The sequence below is a fragment of the Citrobacter sp. CK202 genome (assembly GCF_030333225.1).
Classification (GTDB): Bacteria; Pseudomonadota; Gammaproteobacteria; order Enterobacterales; family Enterobacteriaceae; genus Citrobacter_B; species Citrobacter_B koseri.
Genome location: NZ_JAOWGI010000028.1, coordinates 742,080 through 758,344, shown reverse-complemented (window position 1 = coordinate 758,344; position 16,265 = coordinate 742,080). Strand labels below are relative to the sequence as shown.

At 55.7% G+C, this 16,265-nt stretch carries 13 protein-coding genes; 9 read left to right on the top strand and 4 right to left on the bottom strand.

From position 1 onward, the window contains the following. Positions 1–150: 150 nt before the first annotated feature. A complete protein-coding gene (gene cspD / locus OGX84_RS19645) occupies positions 151–372 on the top strand; it encodes a cold shock-like protein CspD (RefSeq protein ID WP_000447499.1) in 222 nt (73 codons plus the stop codon). Between the two features lie 136 nt (positions 373–508). Here cspD and macB read toward each other — a convergent pair whose 3' ends face one another. The 3 genes from macB to OGX84_RS19630 form a co-directional block, all read right to left on the bottom strand. Further along, entirely contained in the window at positions 509–2,455 is a 1,947-nt protein-coding gene (gene macB / locus OGX84_RS19640; RefSeq protein ID WP_286458309.1) for a macrolide ABC transporter ATP-binding protein/permease MacB, read from the bottom strand. Further along, positions 2,452–3,549: a macrolide transporter subunit MacA gene (gene macA / locus OGX84_RS19635; RefSeq protein ID WP_370662145.1), complete on the bottom strand. Its 1,098-nt coding sequence runs from the start codon at positions 3,547–3,549 to the stop codon at positions 2,452–2,454. The genes macB and macA overlap by 4 nt, the downstream gene beginning before the upstream one ends. Before the next feature lie 166 nt (positions 3,550–3,715). Then, the gene (locus OGX84_RS19630; protein WP_049009763.1) at positions 3,716–5,374 is read right to left on the bottom strand and encodes an ATP-dependent endonuclease; all 1,659 of its coding nucleotides are present in this window, start codon (positions 5,372–5,374) and stop codon (positions 3,716–3,718) included. 290 nt (positions 5,375–5,664) lie between these two features. Between OGX84_RS19630 and aqpZ the strand changes: the two genes are divergently transcribed. The 4 genes from aqpZ to hcr all read left to right on the top strand — a co-directional run bounded on the left by aqpZ (position 5,665) and on the right by hcr (position 10,213). After that, positions 5,665–6,360, top strand: coding sequence for an aquaporin Z (aqpZ, locus tag OGX84_RS19625; RefSeq protein ID WP_024130486.1), 696 nt, complete (start codon positions 5,665–5,667; stop codon positions 6,358–6,360). Positions 6,361–6,535: 175 nt separating this feature from the next. After that, on the top strand, positions 6,536–7,435 hold the full coding sequence (locus OGX84_RS19620) for a LysO family transporter (protein ID WP_012133055.1): 900 nt from the start codon (positions 6,536–6,538) through the stop codon (positions 7,433–7,435). A gap of 145 nt (positions 7,436–7,580) precedes the next feature. Beyond that, entirely contained in the window at positions 7,581–9,233 is a 1,653-nt protein-coding gene (gene hcp, locus OGX84_RS19615) for a hydroxylamine reductase (RefSeq protein WP_286458308.1), read from the top strand. A gap of 11 nt (positions 9,234–9,244) precedes the next feature. Then, on the top strand, positions 9,245–10,213 hold the full coding sequence (hcr, locus tag OGX84_RS19610) for an NADH oxidoreductase (protein WP_112002313.1): 969 nt from the start codon (positions 9,245–9,247) through the stop codon (positions 10,211–10,213). Between the two features lie 89 nt (positions 10,214–10,302). Here the strand turns inward: hcr and OGX84_RS19605 are convergent, their stop codons facing one another. Further along, positions 10,303–10,737: a DoxX family protein gene (locus OGX84_RS19605; protein WP_024130489.1), complete on the bottom strand. Its 435-nt coding sequence runs from the start codon at positions 10,735–10,737 to the stop codon at positions 10,303–10,305. 153 nt (positions 10,738–10,890) lie between these two features. Between OGX84_RS19605 and poxB the strand changes: the two genes are divergently transcribed. From poxB to OGX84_RS19585, 4 genes are all read left to right on the top strand, one after another. Beyond that, positions 10,891–12,609 (top strand): ubiquinone-dependent pyruvate dehydrogenase, encoded by a 1,719-nt coding sequence (gene poxB, locus OGX84_RS19600; RefSeq protein ID WP_112002314.1) that lies wholly within the window; start codon positions 10,891–10,893, stop codon positions 12,607–12,609. Positions 12,610–12,647: 38 nt separating this feature from the next. Then, positions 12,648–13,649, top strand: coding sequence for a low-specificity L-threonine aldolase (gene ltaE, locus OGX84_RS19595; RefSeq protein WP_058668943.1), 1,002 nt, complete (start codon positions 12,648–12,650; stop codon positions 13,647–13,649). A 10-nt stretch (positions 13,650–13,659) separates the two neighbouring features. Next, entirely contained in the window at positions 13,660–15,090 is a 1,431-nt protein-coding gene (locus OGX84_RS19590; protein WP_286458307.1) for an SDR family oxidoreductase, read from the top strand. A 98-nt stretch (positions 15,091–15,188) separates the two neighbouring features. Continuing rightward, positions 15,189–16,202 (top strand): 3-beta-hydroxysteroid dehydrogenase, encoded by a 1,014-nt coding sequence (locus OGX84_RS19585; RefSeq protein WP_286458306.1) that lies wholly within the window; start codon positions 15,189–15,191, stop codon positions 16,200–16,202. Positions 16,203–16,265 lie beyond the last annotated feature (63 nt).

Sequence of the window (16,265 nt, the reverse complement as noted above, 5' to 3'; positions counted from 1 at the left end):
TTTTACCCCATCCACCCCGCCTGGCGCTTGACGCCCCGCCTGATTTCTCTAAATTGTAGTTTCGAGAGTTGGCGAGGTTTTGAACAGCCCCCACTCCGCCACCGGTTCATTCCATCTTACTTATATAAGATTTACGAAGGATGTCGAAGCATGGAAACGGGTACTGTAAAGTGGTTCAACAATGCCAAAGGGTTTGGTTTCATCTGCCCTGAAGGCGGCGGCGAAGATATTTTCGCCCATTACTCCACCATTCAAATGGATGGTTACAGAACGCTTAAAGCCGGGCAGTCTGTCCGGTTTGATGTCCACCAGGGGCCAAAAGGCAATCACGCCAGTGTCATCGTGCCCATCGAAGCAGAAGCCGTTGCATAGCTCTTCTGTCTCATTGTGTACATCCCGCAGTCAAAATGCCAGTCCGATCGGCTGGCATTTTTATTTCTGCGCCATTGCTTTTTGCCGGATGGCGACGCTGACGCGCCTTACCCGGCGGACAAACATCCGGCAAGATTCACTCCCGCGCCAGCGCATCTACCGGATCGAGTCGTGCCGCATTACGTGCGGGCAACCAGCCAAACAGTATCCCGGTAAACGTCGAGCACAAGAACGCCGTCAGGAGCGCGACGGGCGAGAAGCCGATTTCCCAGCCGGGTAAAAACATCTGTAGCGTAAAGGCGATCAGCATCGACAGCCCGATCCCCAACGCGCCGCCGACCAGACACACCAGCACCGCTTCAATTAAGAACTGTTGCAGCACATCGCTGGCGCGCGCGCCTACCGCCATACGGATGCCAATCTCCCGGGTTCGTTCAGTGACGGAAACCAGCATAATGTTCATTACGCCAATCCCCCCTACCACCAGTGAGATAACCGCAACCAGCGTCAGGAACAGTTGAAGAGTACGTGTGGTCTTTTCGGCGGTTTTCAAGACGCCGTCCATATTCCAGGTAAAGAAATCCTTCTTCCCGTGGCGCAGCGTCAGCAGGCGGGTAAGCTGCCGCTCAGCCTGCGCGCTGTCAAATCCCTCTTTCACCCGAACGGTGATGGAGTTCAGCCATGACTGCCCCATCACCCGCCCGGACATCGTGCTGTACGGCAGCCAGACGCGGAGGATCTTACTGCTGCCGAACATAGACTGTTTCTCTTCGGCCACGCCGATCACCGTTGCAGGCATATTGCCGACCAGGATCACTTCGCCCACCACTTTCGCTTTATTGGGGAAAAGTTGACGCCGCGTGTTGCTGTCGAGCACCACCACCTGTGCCCGGCCATTCAACTGCTCTCTGTTGAACGTGTTCCCCTCGCTAAAGGTCATGCCGTAGACGTTAAAATAGTCGCCGCTGACGCCATTGGCGCTGGCGGCCACGTCGATGTTGCCGTAGCGAAGCCGCAGATTTTGCGATACGGCAGGCGTCGCGGACGTTACCCACGCCTGCTTCTGAATCGCGTTCAGATCGTCATATTTCAGCGCCTGCTGATATTGCGGATCGTCGTCGCCGAAGTCTTTACCGGGGTAAATATCGATAGTATTGGTGCCAATGGCGCGAATATCCGCCAGCACCATCTGTTTTGCCGCATCGCCGACCACCACGATCGACACCACCGACGCAATCCCGATAATAATCCCCAGCATGGTGAGCAAGGTGCGCATTTTATTGGCGGCCATCGCCAGCCACGCCATCGTGAGCGCCTCACGAAATCCGCTGACAAACTGGCTCCAGCCGGAGGCCGTTTTGACGACGGGCTCCGCGATGCCTTGCCCCGCTTGCGTTTTCTGCGACGGCGGATTACGCACGATCTCGCCATCGTGGATTTCAATCACCCGTTCGGCCTGAGCGGCAACCTGCGGGTCGTGGGTCACGATAATGACCGTATGCCCCCGATCGCGCAGTTGATGCAGAATCGCCATCACTTCATCGCCGGAATGGCTGTCGAGCGCCCCCGTCGGTTCATCGGCGAGGATCACCTGCCCGCCGTTCATCAGCGCGCGCGCAATACTCACCCGCTGCTGTTGCCCGCCGGAGAGCTGCGAAGGCTGATAATCCACCCGATCGCCCAGCCCCAGCCGTTGCAGCAACTCTTCGGCCCGCTCCAGCCGCCGTTTGCGCTCCGTACCGGCATAAACGGCGGGTACCTCAACGTTTTGCGCCGCCGTCAGATGTGAGAGCAAATGATAACGCTGGAAGATAAAACCAAAATGTTCGCGGCGGAGTTGCGCCAGCGCGTCGCTGTCGAGCGTGGAGACATCCCGCCCCGCAATCCGATAGGTGCCGCTGGTGGGTTTATCCAGACAGCCGAGGATATTCATCAGGGTCGATTTACCGGAGCCGGACGCGCCGACAATCGCCACCATCTCTCCGGCATGAATTTGCAGGGAGATGCCCTTCAGCACCTCGACCTGTTCTTCACCTGACGGATAACTACGGCGAATATTGCTCAGCTCAAGCAATACCGTCATTGCGCGGCTCCAGGTTTGCTCTCGCTGATCACCACCTCATCACCCTCTTCCAGTCCCTTGACGATCTCCACGTCGGTATCGTTACGCGCGCCAATCGACACCTCGCGTTCACGGGTTTCGCCGTTACGCAACAGCGTGACTTTGTAGCGGTTGTTGCCGACCGGGTCGCCAAGCGCCGCCAGCGGAATCGTCAACACGTTTTTAATGTCTGTGAGCTGAATATGCACCTGTGCGGTCATGTCCAGGCGCAAAATCCCTTTCGGGTTAGGAACTTCAAAACGCGCGTAATAGAAAATAGCGTCGTTCACTTTTTCAGGCGTGGGCAGGACATCTTTCAGCGCGCCTTCATAGCGGGTCTGAGGGTCGCCCAGCACGGTAAACCAGGCTTTTTGTCCGGGACGCAGGTGAATAACGTCCGCTTCGGAAACCTGCGCCTTCACCAGCATGGTGCTCATATCCGCCAGCGTCAGGATATTTGGCGCCTGTTGAGCGGCAATCACCGTCTGTCCCTGCAAGGTGGTGATTTGCGTCACCTCGCCTGCCATCGGGGCGACAATGCGGGTGTAATCCAGGTTGGTTTTTGCCGTATCAAGAGAAGCCTGATTACGTTTAATCTGCGCGTCAATCGTGCCGATCTGCGCCTGTTTGACGGCCATTTCCGTCGCGGCCGTATCCAGTTCCTGTCGCGAAATCGCCTGGGTTTTCGCCAGCTGTTGCTGGCGTGACAGGGTGACGCGCGCCAGTTTCCACTCGGCTTCAGCCTGTCGGCGCTGAGCGCGTAATTCCATCAGCGTGGCTTCCACCTCTTTGATCTGGTTTTCCGCCTGTTCAGGATCGATAACGCCAAGCAGCTGATCTTTTTTCACCTTGTCGCCAATTGCGACCGACAGCGTTTTAAGCTGGCCACTGACCTGCGCCCCGACATCCACTTTGCGCAGCGCATCCAGTTTCCCCGTCGCCAGCACGCTCTGCTGGAGGTCGCCCGGACGGACAATCAGCGTTTGATAGTGGGGTAGCGGCGCATTTAACGTTCGCCAGAGCGTAAACATCGCCACGATGATAATGAGGGCGATGAGAATATAGCGCTTTTTCATTTTTCCCTTGAGCTTCATAACGATCCAACATTCCCCGAGATATCCACCAGAGTGGGAAGATAAACCTTAACGGTAAATAAACAAACACTGAAAAACGCGCCGAATATCGCCGTCGCTATCCATTGCTGGACTGCATTCCGCCACAGATGTCGCGGCTGTTTCGCCGTTAATCCGCTCTCCCGCGCGCCAGCCAGAGTACGCGGGAGAACATTTTTTTGAACAGCGTCGGCACCGCGTCAACGCCGCGTCGCCCTGCCTCCATCGCCACTTCAATGGCTAAATCAGGCTTTGACGAACGGTGGATCGCCTTCGAAATAATTTTCCGCATATTCATCGGGACGTTTTCCGGTATTTGCGCCACCCGATGAAAGACATCAGCAAATCCTGACCGATACATAAAATGTTCCATATCCAGAGCAGGCAATGCCGTCAGGTGCTCACGCTCTTCTTCCCGGTCGTTATTCAGCAAACCGCGCACCGTTGCGGCATATTTTTTCCCGGCTTCGTCGCCATCCACCAGCACATGCCACTCAATCCCCATCCGGCGGGCGAATTTTACCAGCGGTCTCAGGCCAGACTGGGCGAATTCGATCACTTTAATCCCTTCGGCATCGAAGTGGTGCCCACACTGGCGCGCCAGTTCGTTGATAACCCAGGTTTCCGTTTCGCCCTCCACCAGCAGCCAGCAGCGGGAAAACAGCGACGAGGCCCGGTTAAAACGAATATGAAAGGCGATGCGGCGACCATCTTCCGCGCTCAGCCCGCCAGGCCCCAGTCGCCAGGCCGCGACCCGTGAAGATTCACGCACCAGACGGACAACGTGCTCCACAGGCGTCAGCGACAGCAGCTCGCCGGAATTGGTCGTTGCCACACGTTGCAGCGGTAAAAGATTCAACAACTGCCATGCCACCGACAGCATAATCGGATGCAGACGCGTTTCCGGGTCTTCAACCAATAATAATGGTCGGGCATCTTTATCCAGCCGCAGCGTCCCTTTCGCCTGTAACAGCGTGGAAAACAGCCCCAGCAGGATCACGCGATGCGTGCGGCCGCCGGGTTTGTCGATCATCCGGTTAATAATGTCCAGATAGCGCCAGCTACGCTGTTCGTTGTTCGAACGGCGACGCATCAACCGATGACGGGATTGCCCCGCGCCTTGCTCGGAAAAGTAATGCTCCAGCAGCTGTACCATCGCCGAAAGCCCCTGGCGAATCTGCCCGTCCGTTAAATTCTGCGGACGGGTCGCCAGCTCTCGCGCCAGAAAGTCCAGCTGGCAGGCGGTAACTTCAACATCGGGAACATCGGGCACCGTACCGTTACGGATGCGTCGCATAAAGCGCGCATCGCGCAGGCGCAGTACCGGCATCAAGCGAATGAGATGGTGTGCCTGGCGATTAATATCATCGATCGGTAGCGGGTGGCCGTCGCCATCAAGGAAGCTGCGCAGCGTCATCACGCTGCCATCTGCCGCGCTCTCCCCCTCCAGGCGGTAGAAAATACGGTGAAAACCATCCTGACAGGGAGACCAGCATGCCTCCAGCGGGCGGTATCGACGCACCCGATGGCGGCCAGGCTGAGATTCACGGAAAGTGAGGATAATATGCAGATGATGTTCACGTCCCTGAATATCTCCGGGGGGAAACCAGAAATCCTCGCGGATGAAATGATACAGTTCCGATTCTGGCGACAGCAGCAGAGTTAAGGCATCCAGCAGGCTGGATTTTCCCCACGCGTTCTCCCCAATCAGCACGTTGTTTTGCTCCAGCATCAACGATAATCGATTGATCCCGCGAAAACCCACAATCTCAACGCGTTCGAGAATCATGTATCCTCCAGAAATGAACAACTTATCCTTTCCGCAGTATAACGACAAAATCCGTTGCATGGCGTGATAATTGCAGCATTAAGTCCGTGCACTACACTCTTTATTAAGACAAATCAGAACAAGGACTCACACCACATTGCCCTAAATCAAACTAACTGAATTTTTTTAACTGGTGATTGGGTGACGTTCGTTCTTAAAATACAGTTTCCTGCATTATGTCGTCACCCTTTTATGACGATAAAAAAACAGCCGCATATTCAATGTGGTTAATTTTATTATTTGAGGTGGTTATGTTTAGAAAATTAGCAGCCGAATGTTTCGGTACATTCTGGCTCGTTTTCGGTGGCTGCGGAAGCGCCGTTCTGGCTGCGGCATTCCCTGAACTGGGAATTGGTTTTGCGGGTGTCGCGCTGGCTTTTGGTCTGACCGTACTGACAATGGCATTCGCCGTAGGTCATATTTCCGGCGGACATTTTAACCCGGCAGTGACATTAGGTTTATGGGCTGGCGGTCGTTTTCCGGCAAAAGAGGTCATTGGCTATATTATCGCTCAGGTTGTCGGCGGTATTATTGCTGCGGCGGTGCTGTATCTGATTGCCAGCGGTAAAGCAGGCTTTGATGCCGCTGCCAGCGGTTTTGCCTCTAACGGTTACGGCGAACATTCCCCTGGCGGTTATTCCATGCTTTCCGCCATCGTCATTGAAATCGTGCTGACCGCCGGTTTCCTGCTGGTCATTCATGGCGCGACGGACAAACACGCCCCGGCGGGTTTTGCCCCGATCGCTATTGGTCTGGCGTTAACTCTGATTCACCTGATCAGTATTCCGGTCACCAACACTTCTGTGAACCCGGCGCGCAGCACCGCGGTTGCGATCTTCCAGGGCGGTTGGGCATTACAACAACTGTGGCTGTTCTGGGTGATGCCGATTATCGGCGGTATTCTGGGTGGCGTGCTGTACCGCACGCTGCTTGAAAAACGCGATTAATTGAGTGAAGTCCGTGGTGTCGGGTGGCGACTACGCCTTACCCGACCTGCGGTACAGTACAATAAGCAGGCCGGGTAAGCGTTAGCGCCACCCGGCTTTTTTTTGCTCCTTTACCTGACCGCCTTTATTGGGTAGTGTCATTGCGCTGTCTCGCATATAAAGGACCCGGTTGTTCATGTTTTCAGGACTTTTAATCATTTTGGTTCCACTGATTGTGGGCTACCTCATTCCGCTTCAGCATCAGGCCGCATTAAAACTGATCAACCGGCTGTTAAGCTGGATTGTCTACGTCATTCTCTTTTTTATGGGGATCAGCCTGGCGTTCCTGGATAATCTCGCCAGTAATTTGCTCGCTATTTTTCATTATTCCGCTGTCAGTATTACCGTTATTTTGCTGTGCAACATCGCGGCATTATTCTGGCTGGAACGTTCGCTACCGTGGCGACACAACCACCAGCAGGAGAAATTACCTTCACGTATCGCGATGGCGCTTGAGTCACTTAAATTATGCGGCGTCGTGGTGCTGGGTTTTCTGCTTGGCCTCAGCGGGCTGGCATTTCTCAAACACGCTACGGAAGCCAGCGAATATACGCTGATCTTCTTATTATTCCTGATCGGCATTCAGTTGCGAAACAATGGCATGACCTTAAAACAGATTGTGCTGAATCGCCGGGGGATGATTGTCGCCGTGGTGGTGGTCGCCAGCTCTATGCTCGGCGGAGTCATCAATGCGCTCATTCTCGGCCTGCCGATCAAAACCGCGCTGGCAATGGCATCGGGTTTCGGCTGGTATTCCCTGTCCGGCATTTTATTGACCGAATCGTTCGGCCCGGTAATTGGCAGCGCCGCTTTCTTTAACGATCTGGCGCGCGAGCTGATAGCGATTATGCTGATCCCCGGTCTGGTTCGTCGCAGTCGCTCCACCGCGTTAGGGTTATGCGGCGCTACGTCGATGGACTTCACGTTGCCGGTACTTCAGCGTACAGGCGGTCTGGAGATGGTGCCTGCCGCCATCGTTCACGGTTTTATCCTCAGCCTGCTGGTGCCGATCCTGATGGCCTTTTTCTCAGCCTGATACCTCCCTGGCGGTAGAACCCTGCCGCCAAAATTGCGCTAAATCAATCTCCCTGTAAATTATGTAAGAAATCACTTTTATCCCTTTGCGCGCAGGCATAACCTTAAACATGTATATTAAATATAACTTTAAAAAAGGTGTGACCATGTTTTGTGTGCAATGTGAACAAACCATCCGTACTCCGGCGGGGAACGGCTGCTCCTACGCGCAGGGTATGTGCGGTAAAACAGCGGAAACGTCCGATCTCCAGGATCTGCTGATTGCGTCCCTGCAAGGTCTGTCTGCATGGGCTGCTAAAGCCCGTGAATATGGCATCATCGATCATGACGTTGACAACTTTGCCCCGCGTGCATTTTTCTCCACTCTGACCAACGTTAACTTCGATTCTCCGCGTATCGTCGGCTATGCCCGTGAAGCGATCGCCCTGCGCGAATCGCTGAAAGCGCAGTGCCAGAACATCGATGCAAGCGCCACGGTAAACAACCCGATGGCCGACCTGCAACTGGTCAGCGACGATCTGGGCGATTTGCAACGTCAGGCCGCCGAGTTCACCCCGAACAAAGACAAAGCCGCTATTGGCGAGAATATTCTCGGCCTGCGTCTGCTTTGCCTGTATGGCCTGAAAGGTGCGGCAGCGTACATGGAGCACGCCCACGTTCTGGGTCAGTATGACAACGACATCTACGCACAGTACCACAAAATCATGGCGTGGCTGGGCACCTGGCCTTCCGATATGAACGCTCTGCTGGAATGTTCTATGGAAATCGGCCAGATGAACTTCAAAGTGATGAGCATCCTGGATGCCGGTGAAACCACCAAATACGGCCACCCGACCCCAACTCAGGTTAACGTGAAAGCGGTTGAAGGTAAGTGCATCCTGATCTCCGGTCACGACCTGAAAGATCTGTACAACCTGCTGGAGCAGACCGAAGGGACTGGCGTGAACGTCTATACCCACGGTGAAATGCTGCCCGCGCACGGTTACCCGGAACTGCGTAAATTCAAACACCTGGTCGGTAACTACGGCAGCGGCTGGCAGAACCAGCAGGTTGAATTCGCCCGCTTCCCTGGCCCTATCGTGATGACCTCTAACTGCATCATCGACCCGACCGTTGGCGCGTATGACGACCGTATCTGGACGCGCAGCATCGTCGGTTGGCCGGGCGTAAACCACCTGGAAGGCGAAGATTTCTCTGCGGTTATCGCCCAGGCGCAGCAGATGGCAGGCTTCCCGTACAGCGAAATCCCGCATCTGATCACCGTTGGTTTCGGTCGCCAGACGCTGCTGGGCGCAGCAGACAGCCTGATCGACCTGGTCAGCCGCGAAAAACTGCGTCACATCTTCCTGGTGGGCGGCTGTGACGGCGCGCGTGGCGAACGTAACTACTTCACCGATTTCGCGACCAGCGTACCGGATGACTGCCTGATTCTGACGCTGGCCTGTGGTAAATACCGCTTCAACAAACTGGAATTCGGCGACATCGAAGGTCTGCCGCGTCTGGTTGACGCCGGTCAGTGTAACGACGCTTACTCCGCCATCATTCTGGCCGTCACGCTGGCAGAAAAACTGGGCTGTGGCGTGAACGACCTGCCGCTGTCTCTGGTGCTCTCCTGGTTCGAACAGAAAGCGATCGTCATCCTGCTGACGCTGTTGTCTCTGGGCGTGAAAAACATCGTGACCGGGCCGACTGCGCCAGGTTTCTTCACCCCGGATCTGCTGGCTGTCCTCAACGAGAAATTTGGCCTGCGTCAGGTCACCACCGTTGAAGAAGATATGCAGCAACTGTTGAGCGCGTAAGGAGTTTTAGAATGACGATGCCAACCACTCAGTGTCCGTGGCGGATGCAGGTACATCACATCCATCAGGAAACCCCGGATGTGTGGACTCTCTCATTACTGTGTCACGATCACTATCCGTACCGTGCCGGTCAGTATGCGCTGGTCAGCGTTCGCAACTCTGCGGATACGCTGCGGGCCTACACCATTTCGTCCACGCCGGGCGTGAGCGAGTACATTACGCTGACGATCCGTCGCATTGATGAAGGCGCAGGTTCACAGTGGTTAACCCGCGAGGTGAAACGCGGCGACTATATCTGGCTGTCCGATGCGATGGGCGACTTTATCTGTGAAGACAAAGCCGAAGACAAGTTCCTGATGCTGGCGGCCGGTTGCGGCGTCACGCCAATTATGTCGATGCGTCGCTGGCTGGCAAAATACCGCCCGCAGGCAGATGTGCAGGTGATCTTCAACGTGCGTTCGCCGCAGGATGTGATTTTCGCTGAGGAATGGCGTCAGTACCCGGTCACGCTGGTGGCGGAGAACAATGCGACCCACGGTTTCGTGGCGGGTCGCCTGACCACTGAATTACTGAAAAACGTGCCGGACCTGGCATCGCGCACCGTCATGACCTGCGGCCCGGCGCCGTATATGGACATGGTTGAGCAGGAAGTGAAAGCGCTCGGCGTAACGCGCTTCTTTAAAGAGAAGTTCTTTACACCAGTTGCCGAAGCGGCAACGGAGGGTCTGAAGTTCACCAAACTGCAACCGGCGCAGGAGTTTTACGCGCCTGTCGGCACCACGCTGCTGGAGGCGCTGGAAAGCAATAAAGTTCCGGTGACTGTGGCATGTCGTGCTGGCGTGTGCGGCTGCTGCAAAACCAAAGTGGTTTCCGGTGAATATACGGTCAGCAGCACCATGACGCTGACCGATGCGGAAATCGCCGACGGTTATGTGCTGGCCTGCTCCTGCCATCCGCAGGGCGATTTAGTTCTGGCATAAGCTCTCATTGCCGGATGACGCTTCGCTTATCCGGCCTGCCATTTTTCGGCAGGCCGGGTAAGGCAGTTACGCCGCCATCCGGCAATTCTTCACCGCCAGGCCGAATTTCCCGCAACAGAGAACCGCCCCGCCCCCAGAAACGCCACCGCCAGCGCGCCAATAAAGAAATAAACTAAACTTTCTATCGCCCATGCGCCGACGGCATCCAGTTGCCAGGTTTTCCCGGTGCCGACCATTAACCACGCCACCACCATCGTCAATGCCAGCACCAGCGCGGCAGGACGCGTAAGAATACCCAGCACAATCAGGCAAGGCGCAATCACCTCGCCCACCAGCACGCCATAGGCGATAAACCCGGGCAATCCTTTTGCAATCAGCATATTGCTAATGCCATCAATACCGTCGAACAGTTTATGCAGGCCGTGAAACAGCATCAGCCCCCCTACCGCGAGGCGTAACAGAAACTTGCCAAAATCTTCATGCGTCAGCATACGGTTCACTGCATTTAATAACGTTGTAACCATCTGAATTGACTCCTGGTTCCGGCTGGTTTGCCATTAAATTACGCGTTCTGTCGGTTGAAATATAGCTGCTGAAAATAAGGGGTGATGACAAAGCGTAACGATTATCTTCATCTAAACTTGTAACCGGTATCACATTACAGGAGATGGAAAACCATGAAACAAACCGTTGCCGCTTACATTGCAAAAACACTTGAACAGGCTGGCGTGAAACGTATCTGGGGCGTGACAGGCGACTCCCTGAACGGCCTGAGCGACAGCCTGAACCGGATGGGGACGATTGACTGGATGTCGACGCGCCATGAAGAGGTCGCCGCCTTTGCCGCTGGCGCGGAAGCACAACTCACCGGTGAACTGGCGGTGTGCGCGGGTTCATGCGGGCCTGGCAACCTGCATTTGATTAACGGTCTGTTCGATTGCCACCGTAATCACGTTCCGGTTCTGGCTATCGCCGCCCACATTCCTTCCAGCGAAATCGGCAGCGGCTACTTTCAGGAGACCCACCCACAAGAGCTGTTTCGCGAATGCAGCCACTATTGCGAGCTGGTTTCCACCCCGGAGCAGATTCCGCAGGTACTGGCGATCGCCATGCGTAAAGCGGTGCTTAACCGTGGCGTCTCCGTCGTGGTGCTGCCGGGCGACGTTGCGCTGAAACCGGCGCCGGAAAGCGCCAGCACCCACTGGTATCATGCCCCGCTGCCGATCGTGACCCCGGCCGAAGAAGAGCTGAAAAAACTGGCACAGCTATTACGTTACTCCAGCAATATCGCCCTGATGTGTGGCAGCGGCTGCGCGGACGCGCATAAAGAGCTGGTGGAATTCGCCGCCAAAATTAAAGCGCCAATTGTTCATGCGCTGCGCGGCAAAGAGCATGTAGAGTACGACAACCCTTACGATGTGGGCATGACGGGATTGATCGGCTTCTCATCCGGTTTCCATACGATGATGAATGCTGACACCCTGATCCTGCTCGGCACCCAGTTTCCCTATCGCGCCTTTTACCCGACCGACGCCAAAATCATTCAAATCGATATCAACCCGGCAAGCATTGGCGCGCACAGTAAAGTCGATATGGCGCTGGTCGGCGATATTCGCTCCACGCTCGCCGCGTTATTGCCGATGCTGGAAGAAAAAACCGATCGTAAATTCCTTGATAAAGCGCTGGAGCACTATCGCGACGCGCGCAAAGGGCTGGACGATTTAGCCAAACCGAGCGAGAAAGCGATTCACCCGCAATATCTGGCGCAGCAGATCAGCCATTTCGCCGCAGATGACGCCATCTTTACCTGCGACGTCGGCACACCGACCGTATGGGCGGCGCGTTATCTGAAAATGAACGGTAAGCGCCGTCTGCTGGGATCGTTTAACCACGGTTCAATGGCCAATGCCATGCCGCAGGCGTTAGGCGCCCAGGCCACCGAACCGAGCCGTCAGGTGATCGCCATGTGCGGCGACGGGGGATTCAGTATGCTAATGGGCGATTTCCTCTCTGTCGTACAGATGAAGCTGCCGGTAAAAATTGTTGTTTTCAACAACAGCGTGCTGGGCTTTGTGGCAATGGAGATGAAAGCGGGCGGCTACCTCACCGACGGCACCGAGCTGCACGACACGAACTTCGCCCGCATTGCTGAAGCCTGCGGCATTACAGGGCTCCGCGTTGAAAAAGCCGCCGACGTCGACGAGGCGCTGCAACGTGCACTGTCTATCGACGGTCCGGTACTGGTCGATGTGGTCGTGGCGAAAGAAGAACTGGCCATTCCGCCGCAAATCAAACTGGAGCAGGCCAAAGGGTTTAGCCTGTATATGCTGCGCGCGATCATCAGCGGGCGCGGTGATGAAGTGATCGAACTGGCGAAAACCAACTGGCTAAGGTAAAACAATGCACATCGCCTTTTAAACTATAGGGATGTGCAATGATCGATTTACGTAGTGATACCGTCACCCGGCCAAGTCGTGCCATGCTCGAAGAAATGATGGCCGCCCCGGTCGGGGACGACGTGTACGGAGATGACCCAACCGTCAACGCCCTCCAGCAATACGCCGCTGAGCTTTCCGGCAAAGACGCGGCGATTTTTTTACCCACCGGCACTCAGGCTAACCTGGTCGCTCTGCTCAGCCACTGTGAACGCGGCGAAGAGTATATCGCCGGTCAGGGCGCGCATAACTATCTGTACGAGGCAGGCGGCGCGGCGGTGCTGGGCAGCATTCAACCGCAGCCCATTGATGCCGCCGCAGACGGTACGTTGCCGCTGGATAAGGTCGCCGCGAAGATCAAGGCGGATGATATCCATTTTGCCCGCACTCGCTTACTCAGTCTGGAAAACACCCACAACGGTAAAGTGCTGCCGCGCGAATATTTAAAACAGGCGTGGGAATTTACCCGCGAGCGCGGTCTGGCGTTACACGTTGACGGCGCGCGTATTTTTAACGCGGTCGTCGCCTACGGCTGCGAACTGAAAGACATTACTCAATACTGCGATTCATTCACCATTTGCCTGTCAAAAGGTCTGGGGACGCCGGTAGGCTCACTGTTAGTCGGCAACCAGGACTACATTAAGCGCGCCATCCGCTGGCGCAAAATGACCGGCGGCGGTATGCGTCAGGCGGGTATTCTGGCTGCTGCCGGGCTGTACGCGTTGAAGAATAACGTCGCACGTTTACAGGACGATCACGACAACGCGGCCTGGATGGCGGAGCAACTGCGTGAAGCTGGTGCGGATGTTATGCGTCACGACACCAATATGCTGTTTGTCCGCGTTGGTGAAGAGAACGCGGCGGCGCTGGGCGAATACATGAAGGCGCGTGACGTGCTGATCAACGCGTCGCCAATCGTGCGTCTGGTGACGCATCTGGACGTATCGCGTGAACAGCTTGCTGAAGTCGCCGCCCACTGGCGCGCCTTTTTAACCCGCTAAGGAGACGGACGTGCCGCAACGTATTTTGGTTCTTGGCGCCAGTGGTTACATTGGTCAACATCTGGTGCGGGCGCTCAGCGCGCAAGGGCATCAGATTCTGGCGGCGGCACGTCGCATCGAACGGCTGGAAAAACAGCAACTGGCTAACGTCAGTTGTCATAAAGTCGATCTCAACTGGCCGGATAATCTGCCCGCGCTGCTCCGCGAGGTCGACACCGTCTATTATCTGGTGCATGGCATGGGCGAAGGCGGTGATTTTATTGCCCATGAGCGCCAGGTTGCGATGAACGTGCGCGATGCGCTGCGTGAAGTACCGGTCAAACAGCTCATATTCCTCAGTTCGTTGCAGGCGCCGAAACATGAGCAGTCTGACCATTTGCGCGCCCGGCAGTTAACTGCGGAGACGCTGCGCGAATCCGGCGTGCCGGTGACTGAACTGCGCGCCGGCATTATCGTCGGCGCAGGTTCAGCCGCCTTCGAAGTGATGCGCGATATGGTCTACAACCTGCCGGTGCTGACGCCGCCTCGCTGGGTGCGCTCCCGAACCACGCCCATCGCGCTGGAAAATTTGCTGCACTATCTGGTGGCGTTGCTGGATCACCCTGCCTGCGAGCACCGGGTTCTCGAAGCCGCCGGGCCGCAGGTCTTAAGCTATCAGGAGCAGTTCAAGCACTTTATGGCCGTCAGCGGCAAACATCGCCTGCTGATCCCCATCCCTTTTCCGACCCGCTGGATTTCAGTCTGGTTTTTAAATGTCATTACGTCCGTTCCGCCGACCACGGCAAAAGCGCTGATCCAGGGGCTGAAACATGACCTGCTGGCCGATGATACCGAACTGCGGGCGTTGGTCCCCCAGACGCTTATCACCTTTGACGATGCCGTGCGTCGCACGCTGAAGGAGGAAGAAAAACTGGTCAACTCCAGCGACTGGGGATACGACGCCCAGGCGTTTGCCCGCTGGCGACCAGAGTATGGCTATTTTGCCAAACAGGCCGGATTCACGGTTAAAACCTCCGCCAGCCGGAAAGCCCTGTGGCAGGTGATCAATCGTCTCGGCGGCAAAGAAGGCTATTTCTTTGGCAATATTCTCTGGAAAACGCGTGCGACAATGGATCTGCTGGTGGGGCATCGACTGGCAAAAGGCCGACCTGAACACGCGCTTCTTCAGACCGGCGACACGGTGGACAGCTGGAAAGTCATCATTGTCGAGCCGGAAAAGCAGCTGACCTTACTGTTTGGCATGAAAGCGCCGGGCCTTGGCCGTCTGAGCTTTACCCTTGAAGATAAAGGCGATCACCGGCAAATTGACGTGCGCGCCTGGTGGCACCCGCACGGGATGCCCGGCCTTTTCTACTGGCTGCTGATGATCCCGGCGCATCTCTTTATTTTCCGGGGCATGGCAAAGCGAATCGCCCGGCTTGCAGAACAAATCACAGATTAATCATAAAAACATACTGTATTCTTTCATGTTTCCCATTGCATACCGACGTAATTCACGGAAGAATGCGCACGAAGTTCTATTAACCACAGTGGATTGATATGAAGGTACTGGTTACCGGCGCCACCAGCGGCTTAGGTCGAAACGCGGTTGAGTTTTTGCGCAATAAAGGCATCAGCGTCAGAGCTACCGGTCGCAATGAAGCGATGGGCAAGCTGCTGCAAAAAATGGGAGCGGAATTTGTCCATGCGGATTTGACCGAGCTGGTCTCTTCGCAGGCAAAAGTGATGCTCGTAGGCATTGATACGCTGTGGCACTGCTCCAGTTTCACCTCGCCGTGGGGAACCCAGGAAGCCTTCGATCTGGCGAACGTCCGCGCCACCCGACGCCTCGGCGAATGGGCCGTCGCCTGGGGCGTACGTAACTTTATTCATATTTCCTCTCCGTCACTCTATTTTGATTATCACCACCATCGCGATATCAAAGAGGATTTTCGTCCGCACCGCTTCGCCAACGAATTTGCACGCAGCAAAGCGGCCGGTGAAGAGGTGATTAACCTGCTGGCGCAGGCCAACCCGCAAACGCGTTTTACCGTCCTGCGTCCGCAAAGCCTGTTTGGCCCACACGATAAAGTCTTTATTCCGCGTCTGGCGCATATGATGCACCACTACGGCAGCGTTCTGTTGCCGCACGGCGGCAGCGCGCTGGTGGATATGACTTATTATGAAAATGCCGTCCACGCGATGTGGCTGGCAAGCCAGGAAAGCAGTGACAAGCTGCCTTCTGGTCGGGTCTATAACATCACAAATGGCGAACACCGAACGCTGCGCAGCATTGTGCAGAAGCTGATTGATGAATTAAACATTGATTGCCGAATCCGTTCGGTTCCGTATCCGATGCTGGATATGATCGCCCGCAGCATGGAGCGTTTCGGCAATAAATCGGCGAAAGAGCCGACGCTGACGCACTACGGCGTTTCCAAGCTGAATTTCGATTTTACGCTGGACACCACGCGCGCCCAGGAGGAACTGGGCTATCAGCCCATCGTCACGCTGGATGAAGGCATTGAGCGTACCGCCGCCTGGCTGCGCGATCACGGCAAGCTACCGCGCTGACCGGCGCACAGTGAACACAAAAAACGGCAACCATCAGGTTGCCGTCAGATCGTTGTTGTACCG